The 17188-nt window shown below is 70.8% G+C and carries 13 protein-coding genes and 1 rRNA gene; 10 read left to right on the top strand and 4 right to left on the bottom strand.

Translation table 11 applies throughout. The annotated features are described in order from the left end of the window. Positions 1-7: 7 nt before the first annotated feature. Positions 8-436, bottom strand: coding sequence for a hypothetical protein (locus tag ACZ3IL_RS00070; RefSeq protein ID WP_467385299.1), 429 nt, complete (start codon positions 434-436; stop codon positions 8-10). Between the two features lie 151 nt (positions 437-587). Then, on the bottom strand, positions 588-4544 hold the full coding sequence (gene eccCa, locus ACZ3IL_RS00065; protein ID WP_467385298.1) for a type VII secretion protein EccCa: 3957 nt from the start codon (positions 4542-4544) through the stop codon (positions 588-590). A gap of 184 nt (positions 4545-4728) precedes the next feature. Here eccCa and eccD point away from each other — a divergent pair, with 184 nt between their 5' ends. The 6 genes from eccD (at position 4729) to ACZ3IL_RS00035 (ending at position 11830) form a co-directional block, all read left to right on the top strand. After that, on the top strand, positions 4729-6204 hold the full coding sequence (gene eccD, locus ACZ3IL_RS00060; protein WP_467385297.1) for a type VII secretion integral membrane protein EccD: 1476 nt from the start codon (positions 4729-4731) through the stop codon (positions 6202-6204). A 220-nt stretch (positions 6205-6424) separates the two neighbouring features. Continuing rightward, positions 6425-6715 carry a 30S ribosomal protein S15 gene (gene rpsO / locus ACZ3IL_RS00055; protein WP_030693282.1) on the top strand — a complete coding sequence of 97 codons (291 nt, stop codon included), beginning with the start codon at positions 6425-6427 and terminating at the stop codon, positions 6713-6715. 282 nt (positions 6716-6997) lie between these two features. Further along, positions 6998-9217 carry a polyribonucleotide nucleotidyltransferase gene (locus tag ACZ3IL_RS00050; protein ID WP_388699634.1) on the top strand — a complete coding sequence of 740 codons (2220 nt, stop codon included), beginning with the start codon at positions 6998-7000 and terminating at the stop codon, positions 9215-9217. Beyond that, on the top strand, positions 9214-10593 hold the full coding sequence (locus ACZ3IL_RS00045; RefSeq protein WP_467385296.1) for a M16 family metallopeptidase: 1380 nt from the start codon (positions 9214-9216) through the stop codon (positions 10591-10593). The genes ACZ3IL_RS00050 and ACZ3IL_RS00045 overlap by 4 nt, the downstream gene beginning before the upstream one ends. A 26-nt stretch (positions 10594-10619) precedes the next feature. Beyond that, positions 10620-11372, top strand: a complete 753-nt coding sequence (dapB, locus tag ACZ3IL_RS00040; protein WP_467385295.1) for a 4-hydroxy-tetrahydrodipicolinate reductase — start codon at positions 10620-10622, stop codon at positions 11370-11372. A gap of 5 nt (positions 11373-11377) precedes the next feature. Beyond that, positions 11378-11830, top strand: coding sequence for a hypothetical protein (locus tag ACZ3IL_RS00035; protein WP_467385294.1), 453 nt, complete (start codon positions 11378-11380; stop codon positions 11828-11830). Here ACZ3IL_RS00035 and ACZ3IL_RS00030 read toward each other — a convergent pair. Then, complete coding sequence (locus ACZ3IL_RS00030) at positions 11820-12380, bottom strand: hypothetical protein (RefSeq protein WP_467385293.1); 561 nt, start codon at positions 12378-12380, stop codon at positions 11820-11822. The genes ACZ3IL_RS00035 and ACZ3IL_RS00030 overlap by 11 nt on opposite strands. Before the next feature lie 54 nt (positions 12381-12434). Beyond that, positions 12435-12674: a hypothetical protein gene (locus ACZ3IL_RS00025; RefSeq protein WP_467385292.1), complete on the bottom strand. Its 240-nt coding sequence runs from the start codon at positions 12672-12674 to the stop codon at positions 12435-12437. 189 nt (positions 12675-12863) lie between these two features. On the opposite strand from ACZ3IL_RS00025, the gene thyX reads away from it, so the two are divergent. From thyX to ACZ3IL_RS00005, 4 genes are all read left to right on the top strand, one after another. Beyond that, positions 12864-13604, top strand: a complete 741-nt coding sequence (thyX, locus tag ACZ3IL_RS00020) for an FAD-dependent thymidylate synthase (protein WP_388699648.1) — start codon at positions 12864-12866, stop codon at positions 13602-13604. A gap of 179 nt (positions 13605-13783) precedes the next feature. After that, positions 13784-14683 carry a 4-hydroxy-tetrahydrodipicolinate synthase gene (dapA, locus tag ACZ3IL_RS00015; protein ID WP_467385291.1) on the top strand — a complete coding sequence of 300 codons (900 nt, stop codon included), beginning with the start codon at positions 13784-13786 and terminating at the stop codon, positions 14681-14683. A 116-nt stretch (positions 14684-14799) separates the two neighbouring features. Continuing rightward, positions 14800-16485, top strand: coding sequence for a ribonuclease J (locus ACZ3IL_RS00010; RefSeq protein WP_467385290.1), 1686 nt, complete (start codon positions 14800-14802; stop codon positions 16483-16485). Positions 16486-16995: 510 nt separating this feature from the next. Further along, positions 16996-17188 (top strand): 16S ribosomal RNA (locus ACZ3IL_RS00005); the annotation flags it as partial.

Here is a 17188-nt window from a genome sequence, read left to right as displayed (position 1 = left end):
CTTCCCCCTAAAGACCCGAGACCTTGGACTGCGCCGGGGTGAAGCTGTACCCCGTCACGATGTCGTTGTTGGTGAACAGCGTCGACGCGCTCCGCAGCGCGGTCTTCTCCGAGTCCAGCCGCGCCATCAGGCGCTTCACCTGGCTGTCCCAGTGGCCGTGGGCCTTCTTGAGGCCGGTCGCGGTCTCCCAGCCCTTGAACTCGGCGACGGCGCCGTTGGTGCCCTCGTCGCCGGCGTCCGCGGCCGCCTTCACATCGGGCTGGATGTGGTTCTCGATGGTTCCGGCGGCGGCCTTCTTCCTGGCCGGCGACGTCGCCAGGTCCGGCTGGCCCCCGCCCCCACCCGGGTCGGAGGGCACCTGGTTCAGCCGCGTGCTCGACGACTGGTGTTCCAGGGCGGCGGTCTTGTGCTGGGCCCACTCGTCTTCGAACGACACGGTCTCCTCCTTGGTCGGGCCTCGGCCGGGCTGGTGTGATGCTTTCAGTTTTGAGGTGCGCACGTCCAACGACGTCTGTGCAGACGTGAAGGCCGCCGGGCGGGCCCGGGGCGGAGGCTCCCGCCCCGGGCCGGTGCCCGGCCGTGCCCGGTCACAGCTCCGGCATCCGCCCCGTCTGCACCAGCGACGCGCCGCCCCGGCGCCCCACGAAGTATCCGCGGCCCGGCGGCATCGGACGGGGCCGGGCCGTCCCGAGCAGGTCGCCCTCCGCCGGGTCGCCCGACAGGACGACGCCCTGCGCGCCCAGCTCCTTGATGCGCTGCATGAACGACTCGTACATCGAGCGGGAGGCCCCCGCGCTGTTGCGCGCGATGATGAACCGCACGCCCGTGTCCCGCGCGAAGGGCAGGTACTCCGCGAGCGGCGCCAGCGGGTTCCCCGCGCTCGTCGCCACCAGGTCGTAGTCGTCGACGACGATGAAGACCTGCGGACCCGACCACCAGCTCCGGTCCCGCAGCTGCTGCGGCGTCACGTCCTGCGGCGGCTGCCGGCGCGCGAACACGCCCGACAGCGCCTCCATGTGCATCTGCATCGAGCTCGCCATCGGCGCGTACTCCAGGAGGTGCTCCTCCGGCAGGCTGCCGAGCAGCGCCCGCCGGTAGTCGCCCACGACGAGCTTCGCCTCGTCCGGGGAGTACCGCTGGGCGATCTGCTGGACGATCAGCCGCAGCAGGTTCGTCTTGCCGGACTCGCTCTCGCCGAAGATCAGGAAGAACGGATCCGTCTCGAAGTTGACGAAGACCGGCTCCAGGCGGGTCTCGTCGATGCCGATCGCGACGCCGTGCTGCGGGAACTCGAAGCCCTTCGGCAGCCGGTCGGCCGACAGCTTGTGCGGAAGCAGCCGCACCGGCGGCGCCGGCGGACCCTGCCAGCCGGTCCGCACGGCCTCGACGAACGACGCCGTGCCCGCCGCGAGGTCGTCGCTCGCGCTCGACCCGTCGATCCGCGGCAGCGCCCCCATGAAGTGCAGCTTCTCCGGCACCTGGCCGCGCCCCGGCACCCCGGTCGGCACGTTCGCCGCGACCTTCCGGTCGAACTCCGAGTCCATGACGTCACCGAGCCGCAGTTCGAGCCGGCCCAGCATCTGGTCCTTGAGGGCCGCCCGCACCTCCATGTACCGGGAGGCCGTGATCACCACGTGGATGCCGTAGCCGAGGCCGCGCGCGGCCAGGTCGGACACGGTCCCCTCCAGGCCCTCGTACTCGTTCCGGAAGCCGCCCCAGCCGTCCACCACCAGGAAGACGTCGCCCCACGCCTCGCCCGGCAGCTCACCCGCGGCCCGCTTGCGCCGGTAGGTCGCGATCGAGTCGATGGAGTGCGCGCGGAAGAACTCCTCCCGCCGGTTCAGCACCCCCATCACCTCCGCGACCGTCCGACGCACCCGTTCCGGGTCGAGCCGGGACGCGACCCCGCCGACGTGCGGCAGGTCCGCCAGCGACACCATGCCGCCGCCACCGAAGTCCAGGCAGTAGAACTGCACCTCGGCCGGGGTGTGGGTGAGCGCGAACGACGAGACGAGCGTCCGCAGCATCGTCGACTTCCCGGACTGCGGACCGCCGACCACCATCATGTGGCCGGCCGCGCCCGAGAAGTCCCGGTACAGCACCTCGCGCCGCTGCTCGAACGGCTTGTCGATGAGCCCGAGCGGCACCGTGAGCGCGCCCCGACGCGTGTACTCCGTCGCCGTGAAGCCCCGCTCCGCCGTCCGCGCGAGCCCCGGAAGGAGCTGGTCGAGGGAGGGCGCCCGGTCGAGGGGCGGCAGCCACACCTGGTGCGCCGGCACCCCCTGCCCCTCCAGGCGGCGCACGATCACGTCGAGGATCGTGTCCGCCAGGGCGTCGTCCTCCTCCGCACGGCGCCCCGCCGGGTCCGGCGGGGCGTACACCACCGGAACCGGCGCCGCCGTGAACAGCGCGGGCCGCCGCTCCACCGGCAGCTGTCCCGCCTCCAGGCGCGGCCCGTCCGCCCGGTACGTCCCCGAGACGTACGCCGCCTTGAAACGGGTCATCTCGTCCGTGCCGAACTTCAGGTAGCCCGAGCCGGGCACCGACGGCAGGTGGTACGCGTCCGGCACGCCGATCGCCGTCCGCGACTCCGCCGCCGAGAACGTCCGCAGACCGATCCGGTACGAGAGGTACGTGTCGAGGCCGCGCAGCTTGCCCTCCTCCAGGCGCTGCGAGGCCAGCAGCAGATGCACGCCCAGTGAACGGCCGATCCGGCCGATCTGGATGAACATGTCGATGAAGTCCGGCTTGGCGGTGAGGAGTTCGGAGAACTCGTCGATCACCAGGACCAGCGACGCCAGCGGCTCCAGCGGAGCACCGGCCGCCCGTGCCTTCTCGTAGTCGTGGATGTTCGCGTAGTTGCCCGCCGAGCGCAGCAGCTCCTGCCGCCGCTGGAGCTCGCCGCGTATCGCGTCGCCCATGCGGTCCACCAGCGTCAGGTCGTCCGCCAGGTTGGTGATGACCGCCGCCACGTGCGGCATCTGCGACATGCCCGCGAAGGTCGCACCGCCCTTGAAGTCCGCGAGGACGAAGTTCAGCGTCTCCGAGGAGTGCGTCACCGCCAGACCGAGCACCAGCGTCCGCAGCAGCTCCGACTTGCCGGAACCCGTCGCGCCCACGCACAGGCCGTGCGGGCCCATGCCCTCCTGCGCGGCCTCCTTCAGGTCCAGCATGACCGGCTGCCCGTCCTCGCCGACGCCGATCGGCACCCGCAGCCGCTCGGCCACCGACCTCGGCCGCCAGGTCCTGGCCACGTCCACCGAACCCGCGTCCCCCAGGTTCAGCAGGTCCGTGAAGTCCAGGTTGGCCAGCAGCGGCTCGTCGTCGTCCCCGCCGCCCGTCCGCAGCGGCGCCAGCTGCCGGGCCAGCGCCTCGGCCGCCGGCAGGGACAGGCCGTCCGGCAGCCCCTCGTACGCGAAGCCGCCGCCCGACTCCAGGCGCAGCCGCCCCGGCCGCACCACCACCGACAGCCCGCCGCGCGGCTCGTCGAGCTCGCCGGACACCACTTCCACGATCGTCACGCCCTGGAGGCCCTCGGCCGCCGCGAACAGCGAGTCCGGCGGCACCAGGCCGCCGCGGGTGGAATCGGAGTCCAGGACCACGACCACGTGCGGCTGGTCCAGCACCGGCTGGTTCTCCCGGGAGAACCGCGGCCGCCCGTCCAGCCGGGAGCGCAGCAACTGCTCCAGCTCGCCGAGGTCGTCGCCGAACAGCCGCTTCGTACCGGCCCCGTCGACCTGTCCCGGCACCTGCGCGTGCGGCAGCCACTTCGTCCAGTCCCAGCGCTCCTGCGCCGGCCGCGCCGCCACCACGGCCAGCATCAGGTCGTCGGGGGAGTGCAGCGTCACCAGCTGCGCCACCAGGGAACGCGCCGCCGCCCGCGCCGACTCCGGATCGCCCGACACGGTCACGTGGTAGAACGCCCGCATCGAGACCGCCATCGGCAGCCCGTCCAGCGTGCCGTGCACCGCGAGGAACCGCTGCATCGCCCCCGCGCACAGCGGCTCCAGCTCGTCCACCGGCGCGGTCTCCGGTGCCACCAGCGGCGTCGCCAGCCGCTGGGCGCCCAGGCCTATGCGGGCCTGCCCGAAGTCGTGGTCGCCGACCCGCCGCTCCCACACCCGCGAGCCCTCGGCCACCACCGACCACAACTGCTCGGGCGCGGGGTGCAGATAGAGCTGCGCGTCCCGCTGCCTGCGCGCCGTGCGGCGGACCGTGCGCCGGGTCTGGGCGAGGTATTTGAGGTAGTCGCGGCGGACATCGGCCATTTGCCCCTGCGTACCGCGACGGAACCGGACGACCTGGGCGACGGCCATGCCGACCGTTGACGCCAGCATCAGCACGCCCATGATCCGCATGATCGGCGACGGCGTCATGAAGAAGAAGACCACCGACGAACCCATGCCGAGCATCGGGAGCAACTGCATCAGCGCCGACTCCTGCTGCCCCCGGGGAAGTTCCGGCGGAGGCTCCAGGACCAGTTCCTGACCGGGCACTTCCGGAGGAAGGGACCTCGGCGGGCGTTTGACGACGATCTGGCTCACCGGCGCATCAATCCCTCGTTGGAGGCGGGCTCGTGGCGGGAGCATCCGCGTCGGCATCCCCGTCGGCATCCGGGCGCGCGGACTTCCCCCATGGGACGGCGATCCTACTTGCAGCCCCCGTCCACGGTCCCCGGTAGGGTGGCGCGCGCATCGTGCGCAACCGCGAATCAGGGGGTTCCCACACGTGAGTACGACCGCAGCGACCGGTTTCTGCCGCGTCACCGTCGTGGCGCCCGACAGCCGCATCGACGTCGCGCTCCCCGAGGACATCGCCGTCGCCGACGTCTACCCGGAGATCCTGCGGCTCACCGGCCAGACCCAGGCCGTGGGCACCCCCACCGGTTATCACCTGGTCCGCCGCGACGGATCCGTCCTGGACGGCGCCCGCACCCTGGCCGCCCAGCGGGTCCTCGACGGCGACGTGCTCTCCCTGCGTCCCTTCGCCCAGTCCCTGCCGCCGGCCGTCTACGACGACGTCTCCGACGCCGTCGCCTCCGCCGTCACCCGCGACCGGCACCTGTGGAGCGACGAACTGCTGCGCGGCGCCGGGCTTTTCGGCGGCGTGCTGCTCCTCGTCCTCATGGGCTTCGTCCTCTGGTACGCCGACCCGGTCCGCCACGACACGCACGGCCTCCCCGGGATCGTCGCGGGCGCCGCGGGGCTCCTCCTCACCGCCTTCGCCGGTGCCGCCGCCCGCGTCTACCGGGACCGGCCGACCGCCGTCGCCCTCGGCCTCGGCGCCCTGCCCCTGCTGCTCCTGGCCGGCTCCGGCATCGTCGGCCCCGATGCCGGCCAGGGCCCCGGCCGCCTCCAGTTCCTGTTCGGCTGCGTCACCGTCCTCGTCGCCTCCGTCGCCCTCGTCGCGCTCACCCCCAGCGGGGACGCCCCCTTCGTCGCCGCCACCTTCGTCGCCGCCGTCGGCACCCTCGCCACCTTCGTCGCGATCCTCACCGAGTCGACCGCCACCGGGGCCGCCGCCGTCTGCGCCCCCGTCGCCATCGGCCTCGTCGCCTTCCTGCCCGGCCTCTCCGCCCGCTTCGCCCGGCTCCCCATCGGCTACGCCGCCCCGCGCGGCGCCGCCGACGACGAGTTCTCCGGCGACCCGCAGGGGTCCGGCGGGGAGGACCGTCCCGTCGACGGCGAGCGCATCGCGCTCCAGGCCCGCCGCGGCCACGAGATGCTCCTCGGCCTGGTCGGCGGCTGCGCGGCCGTCGTCGTCGGCTCCGCCGCCGTCCTCGGCTTCGCCGGAAACGTGTGGGGCCAGCTCCTCGCCCTCGCCTCCGGCCTCGCGATGCTGCTGCGCGCCCGCCTCTTCCGCTACACCTCCCAGGTCGCCTGCGCCCTGGTCGCCGGCGTCGCCGCCGTCGCCCTGCTCGTCCTCGGCCTCTCCCTGAACCCGCCGGCCGACCTGGTCAGGGACCTCCTGGTGTACGGGGACCGGGGCGGCCTCGACATCCGCACGATCTGGCTCACCGCCGCCGTCGCCGGCGGGGCCGCGCTGATCACCGCGACCGGCCTGATCGTCCCGAAGAAGGGGCTCTCGCCCTTCTGGGGCCGCCTCCTCGACCTGGCCGAGGCCTTCGTCCTGCTCTCCCTCGTTCCGCTCTGCCTCGCCGTCCTCGACGTCTTCACCACGGTCCGCTCCCTCACCGGCAAGTAGTCGCCGCGGGGAGGGAGCGGGAGGGGACGGCGAGAGGGCCCCCGGGCGCGCTCCGGCGAGCTGGTACGCTGTGTGACGGCCGTTTGTGTACGCGCTCCCGGAAGCCCTCGAAGCCTCTGGAAGCTGCGCCCATCGGACCTTCGCCCGCCGAGTCACGGAAGCTTCCCCTGAGAACCAGACCAGGGGCACTCGCGGGCGCACGAACCAAGAGGAGATCCGCGTGGCTCTCGACGCCGCCGTCAAGAAGCAGATCATGGCCGAGTTCGGCACCAAGGAGGGCGACACCGGCTCCCCCGAGGTCCAGGTCGCGATGCTGTCCCGTCGCATCTCGGACCTGACCGAGCACCTCAAGCAGCACAAGCACGACCACCACTCCCGTCGTGGTCTGCTGATCCTGGTCGGCCAGCGCCGCCGCCTGCTGCAGTACCTGGCCAAGAAGGACATCCAGCGCTTCCGCGCGCTGGTCGACCGCCTCGGCATCCGCCGCGGTGCGGCCGGCGGCGCCAAGTAAGACGCCGTGAAGGGAGCGGTTCCCCCACTTTCCGGGGGCCGCTCCCTTTGCCGTACGTGCGAGAAACCCGCGCGTCCCTTTAGTCTGGTAGCACAACCCCATACGACGAGCGAGAAGCCGCCGGCCGGCCGCCGGTCCTCGGTAGTGGCCCCCGGAACCGAATCCCCGGGTGCTTCGATCGAAGACCGGCCCGCCTCAGAAGCGCTTCTCCGCCGCCGTCGCACACCGCCCCCGGCCACACGGGCCGGGGACGCAAAGACGAACACGTAGGAGAAACCCATAGTGGAGAACGAGACCCACTACGCCGAGGCCGTCATCGACAACGGCGCCTTCGGCACCCGCACCATCCGCTTCGAGACCGGCCGCCTCGCCAAGCAGGCCGCCGGCTCCGCCGTCGCCTACCTGGACGACGACACGATGGTCCTCTCGGCGACCACCGCCTCGAAGCGCCCCAAGGACCAGCTCGACTTCTTCCCCCTGACGGTGGACGTCGAGGAGCGGATGTACGCGGCCGGCAAGATCCCCGGCTCCTTCTTCCGCCGGGAGGGCCGCCCCTCCGAGGACGCCGTCCTCACCTGCCGCCTGATCGACCGCCCGCTGCGCCCCTCCTTCAAGAAGGGCCTGCGCAACGAGATCCAGATCGTCGAGACGATCATGGCGCTCAACCCCGACCACCTGTACGACGTGGTCGCCATCAACGCCGCCTCCTGCTCCACGCAGCTGGCCGGCCTGCCCTTCTCCGGCCCGATCGGCGGCACCCGCGTCGCCCTGATCAAGGGCCAGTGGGTCGCCTTCCCGACGCACACCGAGCTCGAGGACGCCGTCTTCGACATGGTCGTCGCCGGCCGCGTCCTGGAGGACGGCGACGTCGCGATCATGATGGTCGAGGCCGAGGCCACCGAGAAGACCATCCAGCTGGTCAAGGACGGTGCCGAGGCGCCGACCGAGGAGGTCGTCGCCGCCGGTCTCGAGGCCGCGAAGCCCTTCATCAAGGTCCTCTGCAAGGCCCAGTCGGACCTCGCCGCCAAGGCCGCCAAGCCCACCGGCGAGTTCCCGGTCTTCCTGGACTACCAGGACGACGTCCTGGAGGCGCTCTCCTCCGCCGTCAAGGGCGAGCTGGCCCAGGCGCTCACCATCGCCGGCAAGCAGGAGCGCGAGGCCGAGCTCGACCGCATCAAGGAGCTCGCCGCCGAGAAGCTCCTCCCGGCCTTCGAGGGCCGCGAGAAGGAGATCTCGGGCGCCTACCGCGCGCTGACCAAGAAGTTGGTCCGCGAGCGCATCATCAAGGACAAGGTCCGCATCGACGGCCGCGGCATCACGGACATCCGTACGCTCGCCGCCGAGGTCGAGGCCATCCCGCGCGTGCACGGCTCGGCGCTCTTCGAGCGTGGCGAGACCCAGATCCTGGGCGTCACCACCCTCAACATGCTCCGCATGGAGCAGCAGCTGGACACCCTCTCCCCGGTGACCCGCAAGCGCTACATGCACAACTACAACTTCCCGCCGTACTCCGTCGGCGAGACCGGCCGCGTGGGCTCGCCCAAGCGCCGCGAGATCGGCCACGGCGCCCTCGCCGAGCGCGCCCTCGTGCCGGTCCTCCCGACCCGCGAGGAGTTCCCCTACGCGATCCGCCAGGTGTCCGAGGCCCTCGGCTCCAACGGCTCGACGTCCATGGGTTCGGTCTGCGCCTCCACCATGTCCCTGCTGAACGCCGGTGTGCCGCTGAAGGCCCCCGTCGCCGGCATCGCCATGGGCCTCATCTCCGAGGAGATCGACGGGCAGACGCACTACGTCGCCCTCACCGACATCCTCGGTGCGGAGGACGCCTTCGGCGACATGGACTTCAAGGTCGCCGGTACGAAGGAGTTCGTCACCGCCCTCCAGCTCGACACCAAGCTGGACGGCATCCCGGCCTCCGTCCTGGCCGCGGCCCTCAAGCAGGCCCGTGACGCCCGCCTCCACATCCTCGACGTGATGATGGAAGCGATCGACACCCCGGACGAGATGTCCCCCAACGCCCCGCGGATCATCACCGTCAAGATCCCCGTGGACAAGATCGGCGAGGTCATCGGCCCCAAGGGCAAGATGATCAACCAGATCCAGGAGGACACCGGCGCCGAGATCACGATCGAGGACGACGGCACCATCTACATCGGTGCCCAGGTCGGCTCGCAGGCCGAGGCCGCCCGCGCCACGATCAACGGCATCGCCAACCCGACCATGCCGGAGGTCGGCGAGCGCTACCTGGGCACGGTCGTCAAGACCACCACCTTCGGTGCCTTCGTCTCCCTGCTCCCGGGCAAGGATGGCCTGCTGCACATCTCGCAGATCCGCAAGCTCGCCGGTGGCAAGCGCGTGGAGAACGTCGAGGACGTGCTCGCGATCGGCTCCAAGGTCCAGGTCGAGATCGCCGAGATCGACCAGCGCGGCAAGCTCTCCCTGATCCCCGTGATCGCGGACGAGGACGCCGCCGAGGGTGACAAGGACGACGCCGCCAAGTGACGTCCCGTAGTTCCCGCGCGACGGCCCGCCCCTCCTCCGAGGGGCGGGCCGTCGCCCGTACCCAAACGCTTCTCCCGGGCAGGGACGGCATCGGCACGGTCCGGCGCACCACCCTTCCCGGCGGCCTCCGCGTCGTCACCGAGACCCTCCCCTCCGTGCGCTCCGCCACCTTCGGCATCTGGGCGCACGTCGGGTCCCGCGACGAGACCCCGGCACTCAACGGGGCGACGCACTACCTGGAACACCTCCTCTTCAAGGGCACCCGCGAGCGGTCCGCCCTCGACATCTCCGCCGCGATCGACGCGGTCGGCGGCGAGATGAACGCCTTCACGGCGAAGGAGTACACCTGCTACTACGCGCGGGTCCTCGACACCGACCTGCCGCTGGCGATCGATGTCGTCTGCGACATGCTGACCGGCTCCCTCGTCCTCGACGAGGACGTGGAGGCCGAGCGCGGCGTCATCCTCGAAGAGATCGCGATGACCGAGGACGACCCCGGCGACGTCGTGCACGAGCTGTTCGCGCAGACGATGTTCGGCGACACTCCGCTCGGCCGCCCGGTCCTCGGCACCGTCGACACCGTCAACGCCCTCACCCGGAGCCAGATCGCCCGCTTCTACAAGAAGCACTACGACCCGACCCACCTGGTCGTCGCCGCCGCCGGCAACGTCGACCACGCCGCGGTGGTGCGCCGGGTGCGCCGCGCCTTCGAGAAGGCCGGCGCCCTCGGCCGCGCCGACGCCGTCCCCGTCGCCCCCCGCGACGGCGCCCGCACCCTGCGCACGGCGGGCCGCGTCGAGCTCCTGAACCGCAAGACCGAGCAGGCCCACGTGGTCCTCGGCATGCCGGGCCTGGCCCGCACCGATGAGCGCCGCTGGGCCCTCGGCGTGCTGAACACCGCCCTCGGCGGCGGCATGTCCTCCCGTCTCTTCCAGGAGGTCCGCGAGAAGCGCGGACTGGCCTACAGCGTGTACTCGTACACCTCGGGCTTCGCCGACTGCGGCCTCTTCGGGGTGTACGCGGGCTGCCGGCCCAACCAGGTCCACGACGTCCTGCGGATCTGCCGGGACGAACTCGGCAAGGTGGCCTCCGACGGCCTCACGGACGAGGAGATCCGCCGCGCGATCGGCCAGCTCTCCGGTTCGACCGTGCTGGGCCTGGAGGACACCGGCGCGCTGATGAACCGCATCGGCAAGAGCGAGCTGTGCTGGGGCACCCAGATGTCGGTCGACGACATGCTGACCCGGATCGCCGCCGTCACCCCGGACGAGGTCCGGGAGGTCGCCCGCGATGTACTGGAGCGGAAGCCCTCGCTCGCGGTGATCGGCCCGCTGAAGGACAAGCAGGCCGACCGCCTCCAGCGAGCGGTCTCCTGACCCACGAGTCCCCTTAAGGAAGAGCAATGAGCAAGCTGCGCGTGGCGGTCCTCGGCGCGAAGGGCCGCATCGGCTCCGAAGCGGTCCGGGCCGTCGAGGCCGCCGAGGACATGGAACTGGTCGCGGCCCTCGGCCGCGGCGACGGGCTGGAGGAGCTCGTCGAGGCGGACGCCCGGGTGGTGGTCGAACTGACCACGCCCGACTCGGTGATGGAGAACCTGGAGTTCTGCCTGCGCCACGGCATCCACGCGGTCGTCGGTACCACCGGCTGGACCGAGGACCGCCTCGCGCGGCTGAACACCTGGCTCGACGCCTCCCCGGGGACCGGCGTCCTCATCGCCCCGAACTTCTCCATCGGCGCGGTCCTCACCATGAGGTTCGCCCAGCTCGCGGCCCCGTACTTCGAGTCGGTCGAGGTCGTCGAACTGCACCACCCGAACAAGGTGGACGCCCCCTCGGGCACCGCCACCCGCACCGCCCAGCTCATCGCCGAGGCCCGGTCGAAGGCAGGCCGCGCCCCGCAGCCCGACGCCACGACCACCGCCCTGGACGGCGCGCGGGGGGCGGACGTCGACGGCGTGCCCGTGCACGCGGTGCGCCTCCGGGGCCTGCTGGCCCACCAGGAGGTGCTGCTCGGCGGCGAGGGCGAGACCCTCACCCTCCGCCACGACTCCCTGCACCACTCCAGCTTCATGCCGGGCATCCTCCTGGGCGCCCGCCGCGTGACCACCGCCCCGGGCCTCACCTTCGGCCTGGAACACTTCCTGGACCTGGGCTGACGGCCGTGGGCGGAAAGATCACGTACGTCTTCCTCGCCACCGTCCTGGTGCTCGTCTTCGGGGTGGTGGCGATGGAGGGCGTCCTGCTGCTCCTCACGGGCGAGCCGGCCGCCATGGGCATGGGCGCGGTGGCGTTCCTGCTGCCGCTCGTCGGCTGCTGGTTCCTCTGGAAGAACACCCGCTTCGCGCGCCGGGCGAACCGCCTCGCCGCCGAGCTGGAGGCGGAGGGCGGCCTGCCCGTCGACGAGCTGCGGCGCACGGCGGGCGGCCGGATCGACCGGGACTCGGCCGACGAGGTCTTCGCCCGGCGCAAGGCCGAGACGGAGGACTCGCCCGACGACTGGCGCTGCTGGTTCCGGCTCGCGGTCGCCTATCACGACGCCCGCGACACCCCCAGGGCCCGCAAGGCGATGCAGCGGGCCATCGCGCTCCACGAGGGGCGTCCGGTCAGCGCGTGACGGCCGGGGCCGTGCCGTACTCGGCGTTCCAGGCCTCGACCGTGTCGGCGGCCCGGTCGAAGGCCTCCACCCGGGAGAGGAAGTCGGCGCCGTGGTCGGTGAGCAGCAGCAGCTGCTCACCGCGACGGCGGTCGAGCACCAGGGCCTGCCCCTGGACGGTGCGGGGGAGTCCCAGCCAGCGCACCGGCTGCTGCGCGGTCCGTACGGACGCCACCTCGGCCCACGGCACGGTGAGGGTCTTGAGGAAGCCCACGCGCCGCACGCCGGCCCGGCTCACCCAGGTGCCCATCCGCAGCATCCGCAGGGTGGCCGCGATGGCGAGTCCGGCGATGCCGAAGGTGACGGCCGCGCCGCCGAAGGAGCCCGCCGCGGCGATGATCACGGCGGCGAGGAGCACGAAGGAGGCGAGCAGCAGCGAGAGCGCCGCCGCCCCGACCCGCCAGGACCCCGGCCGGTACGGACGGCGCCACTGGTCGTGGTCGTCGAACGGCAGGGCGACGTGGTCGGTCGTGTCAAAAGCACGGTCGGCCGTCAGGAAGGGCAGGGGCACGACAGGTCCTCACTCACAAGCACGCTCGAAGGGGCGATGCCCGGTGAGGCTACCTCAGTGGCCGTCGGAGGCCTCGGACTGCTGCTGACGAGTGGCCGAGTCGCCCGACTGGAGCGACGGCATCCCGAGGACCAGGGCTCCGACGAGACCGGCCACGACGGTCAGTCCGAGCAGGGCCCGGCCCACGATCTGCGAGGCGCTGGGACGTTCCCGGGGCGGTGGAGTGACGTTACTGCGAAAGTGGTCGGCCTCCACGACGAACGCGAACGGTACGGCCTCTTTCCGGCGGAACATCAGAGCCACTCTCCTCGGGTGTCGTCGTGATTCACCTGTACAGACGAGGAAACCGGTCCTTTGGTGCCCGTTTTCGCCAAGGATTTCACCAAACCGGCCGAATGCAGTCCTTCGGTAGGAGAGGGCCTCCGACCTCCGGAGGACCCCTCGTTAAAGTGGGCGGCTGCACCCCGACTGGAAGGACCGCTGGTGAGCGACAGCCCCACCGAGAACGTGAAGATCGACTTCCGGAGCGACGTCACCGTCGACCTGGTCAAGAGCGCGGCGGCCGACTCCGACGTCCTGTGGGCCGCCCGGGTCTCCACGGCGGGCGAGCAGTCCCTCGAAGAGCTCCAGAAGGACCCGGAGCGCTCGAAGGGTCTCATCAACTACCTCATGCGGGACCGCCACGGCAGCCCGTTCGAGCACAACTCGATGACCTTCTTCATCAGCGCCCCGATCTTCGTGTTCCGCGAGTTCATGCGGCACCGCGTCGGCTGGTCGTACAACGAGGAGTCGGGCCGCTACAGGGAGCTCCAGCCGGTCTTCTACGTCCCCGACACCTCCCGCAAGCTCGTCCAGGAGGGCCGCCCCGGCAAGTACGTCTTCGTCGAGGGCACCCCGGAGCAGCACGAGCTGACGAGCCGCGCGATGGAGGACTCCTACCGCCAGGCGTACGAGACGTACCGGGAGATGCTGGCCGCCGGCGTCGCCCGCGAGGTCGCCCGCGCGGTCCTCCCGGTCGGGCTCTTCTCCTCGATGTACGCCACGTGCAACGCGCGCTCGCTCATGCACTTCCTGGGCCTGCGCACCCAGCACGAACTCGCTGCGGTCCCGTCCTTCCCGCAGCGGGAGATCGAGATGGTCGGCGAGCGGATGGAGGAGCACTGGGCCCGGCTGATGCCGCTGACCCACGCGGCCTTCAACAAGAACGGCCGTGTGGCCCCGTAGGGCACACATGTCCGAAGCCGCCATGCGAAGTGTCCGTATTGCGACGTTTCGAGAAGTTCATCTAGGCTGATCAAACGGACCCGGCGCTGTCTGAACCCCCGAGCAGGCAGCGCCGGGCTCCCTTCCTCCCGTCCCCCCAGAGGGGCACCCGGTGCTGAGCAGCGAGTAGCGTGTTACCCATGGCTCCGATCTCCACTCCGCAGACCCCCTTCGGGCGGGTCCTCACCGCCATGGTCACGCCCTTCACGGCGGACGGCGCACTCGACCTCGACGGTGCCCAGCGCCTCGCCACCCATCTGGTGGACGCGGGCAACGACGGTCTCGTCGTCAACGGCACCACCGGCGAGTCCCCCACCACCAGCGACGCGGAGAAATCGGAGCTGGTGCGAGCGGTACGGGAGGCGGTCGGCGACCGCGCCCACGTCGTCGCCGGCATCGGCACCAACGACACCCGCCACTCGATCGAGCTGGCCCGCGCCGCCGAGCGCGACGGGGCCCACGGCCTCCTCGCCGTGACGCCCTACTACAACAAGCCCCCCCAGGAGGGCCTGTACCGGCACTTCTCGGCCATCGCCGACGCCACGGAACTCCCGGTGATGCTGTACGACATCCCCGGCCGCAGCGGCGTCCCGATCGACACCGAGACGATCGTCCGCCTCGCCGAGCACCCGCGCGTCGTCGCCAACAAGGACGCCAAGGGCGACCTGGGCCGCGCGAGCTGGGCCATCGCCCGTTCCGGCCTCGCCTGGTACTCCGGCGACGACATGCTCAACCTGCCGCTGCTCTCCGTGGGCGCCTGCGGCTTCGTCTCCGTCGTCGGCCACGTCGCCACCCCGGAGCTCCGCGCCCTCCTCGACGCCCACCTGGGCGGCGAGGTCCAGAAGGCGACCGAGATCCACCAGAAGCTGCTCCCGGTCTACACCGGGATGTTCCGCACCCAGGGCGTCATGACCACCAAGGCCGCCCTCGCCCTCCAGGGTCTCCCCGCCGGCCCGCTGCGGCCCCCGCTCGTCGAGCTCTCCCCGCAGGAGACGGAGCAGCTCAAGGTCGACCTGGCCGCCGGCGGGGTAGAACTCTGATCAACGGACTTCACAACTGAACATCGTCACCAGTCGGAAACCACAACAGCAAGTGCACGAATGTCACGCGCGCCACGTGCCAGGGGGTACGTGGCGCGCGTGGTGAGGAGAGTCTTTTGAGTCATCCGCATCCTGAACTCGGTGCCCCGCCGAAGCTGCCGAAGGGCGCCCTGCGCGTCATCCCGCTCGGCGGGCTCGGCGAGATCGGCCGGAACATGACGGTCTTCGAGTTCGACGGCCGTCTGCTCATCGTCGACTGCGGCGTCCTCTTCCCCGAGGAGGAGCAGCCCGGCGTCGACCTGATCCTGCCGGACTTCACCATCATCCGGGACCGCCTCGACGACATCGAGGGCATCGTGCTCACGCACGGCCACGAGGACCACATCGGTGCCGTCCCCTACCTGCTCCGGCTCAAGCCGGACATCCCGCTCATCGGCTCCAAGCTGACCCTCGCGCTGATCGAGGCCAAGCTCCAGGAGCACCGCATCCGCCCCTACACCCTCGAGGTGAAGGAGGGCGACCGGGAGAGCCTGGGCGCGTTCGACTGCGAGTTCATCGCGGTCAACCACTCCATCCCGGACGCGCTCGCGGTCGCGATCCGCACCCCCGCGGGCACGGCCGTCGCCACCGGCGACTTCAAGATGGACCAGCTTCCGCTGGACGGCCGCCTCACCGACCTGCACGCGTTCGCGCGGCTCAGCGAGGAGGGCATCGACCTCCTGCTGTCCGACTCGACGAACGCCGAGGTCCCGGGCTTCGTGCCGCCGGAGCGGGAGATCTCGAACGTCCTGCGGAACGTCTTCGCGAACGCCCCGAAGCGGATCATCGTGGCCAGCTTCGCCAGCCACGTGCACCGCATCCAGCAGATCCTCGACGCCGCCCACGAGTACGGCCGCCGGGTCGCCTTCGTCGGCCGCTCAATGGTCCGCAACATGGGCATCGCCCGCGACCTGGGCTACCTCCGGGTCCCGGCCGGCCTCGTCGTGGACGTGAAGACCCTCGACGACCTGCCGGACGACGAGGTCGTGCTCGTCTGCACGGGTTCCCAGGGCGAGCCGATGGCGGCCCTGTCCCGCATGGCCAACCGCGACCACCAGATCCGGATCGTCCCGGGCGACACCGTGATCCTGGCGTCCTCCCTGATCCCGGGCAACGAGAACGCGGTCTACCGCGTGATCAACGGCCTGACCCGCTGGGGCGCGAACGTCGTGCACAAGGGCAACGCCAAGGTCCACGTCTCGGGCCACGCCTCGGCCGGCGAGCTGCTGTACTTCTACAACATCTGCAGGCCGAAGAACCTCATGCCGGTCCACGGCGAATGGCGCCACCTGCGCGCCAACGCCGAACTCGGCGCGATGACGGGCATCCCCAAGGACCACATCGTCATCGCCGAGGACGGCGTCGTCGTCGACCTGGTCGACGGCCGCGCCCGGATCACCGGCAAGGTCCAGGCGGGGTACGTGTACGTCGACGGCCTCTCGGTCGGCGACGTCACCGAGACCTCCCTCAAGGACCGCCGCATCCTCGGCGAGGAGGGCATCATCTCGGTCTTCGTCGTGGTCGACTCCTCGACGGGCAAGATCGTGGGCGGCCCGCACGTGCACGCCCGCGGTTCCGGCATCGACGACTCCGCGTTCGACGCGGTGCTCCCGAAGATCGACCAGGCGCTCAACAAGTCCTTCCAGGACGGCGTCGTCGAGCCCCACCAGCTCCAGCAGCTGATCCGCCGCTCCGTCGGCAAGTGGGTCTCCGACACCTACCGCCGGCGCCCGATGATCCTTCCGGTCGTCGTGGAGGTCTGACCAGCGCGTACGGGAGCGGGGCGCCACGATTTGCATCGGGGCGCCCCGCTCCAGTACGTTTACGGCTCCGCCAGAACGGGAAGCCCCCGGCGCCGATGTGCGCCCGGAAGGCCGAACGGGAGGCGGGAAATCCGACTCAGAACTTCTGATAAAGTCGGAGCCGCCGGAAGGGCCCGGAGCGAAAGCGAAACGGGGCCGGAAAGCACCGCCGAAATCGGGCCGGAAACGGTCTGGTAGAGTCGGAAACGCAAGACCGAAGGGAAAAGCCCGGAGGAAAGCCCGGAAGGGTGAGTACGAAGGAAGCGTCCGTTCCTTGAGAACTCAACAGCGTGCCAAAAATCAACGCCAGATTAGTTGATACCCCGTCCATCTCCGGATGGTCGAGGTTCCTTTGAAAAAAAGTCCGCCCTTCGGGGTGGCACACACAGCGAGGACGCTGTGGGCAGCCGGTCTTATTCCGGCCTGGCTGTCCCGCTCAACGCGAGTGTTTCACCCGATTACGGGTACACATTCACGGAGAGTTTGATCCTGGCTCAGGACGAACGCTGGCGGCGTGCTTAACACATGCAAGTCGAACGATGAAGCCCTTCGGGGTGGATTAGTGGCGAACGGGTGAGTAACACGTGGGCAATCTGCCCTTCACTCTGGGACAAGCCCTGGAAACGGGGTCTAATACCGGATAACACCGGCTCCTGCATGGGGG

It is taken from the genome of Streptomyces sp. NPDC014907 (assembly GCF_055562975.1).
The sequence above is the reverse complement of the archived record's forward strand: the minus strand, read 5'-3'. Positions and strand labels throughout refer to the sequence as shown.

Bases quoted from the DNA above. Each gene is read 5' to 3' on its own strand.
- dapB (WP_467385295.1), top strand. From the start codon at position 10,620: ATGAGCAAGCTGCGCGTGGCGGTCCTCGGCGCGAAGGGCCGCATCGGC.
- ACZ3IL_RS00025 (WP_467385292.1), bottom strand. From the start codon at position 12,674: ATGTTCCGCCGGAAAGAGGCCGTACCGTTCGCGTTCGTCGTGGAGGCC.
- dapA (WP_467385291.1), top strand. From the start codon at position 13,784: ATGGCTCCGATCTCCACTCCGCAGACCCCCTTCGGGCGGGTCCTCACC.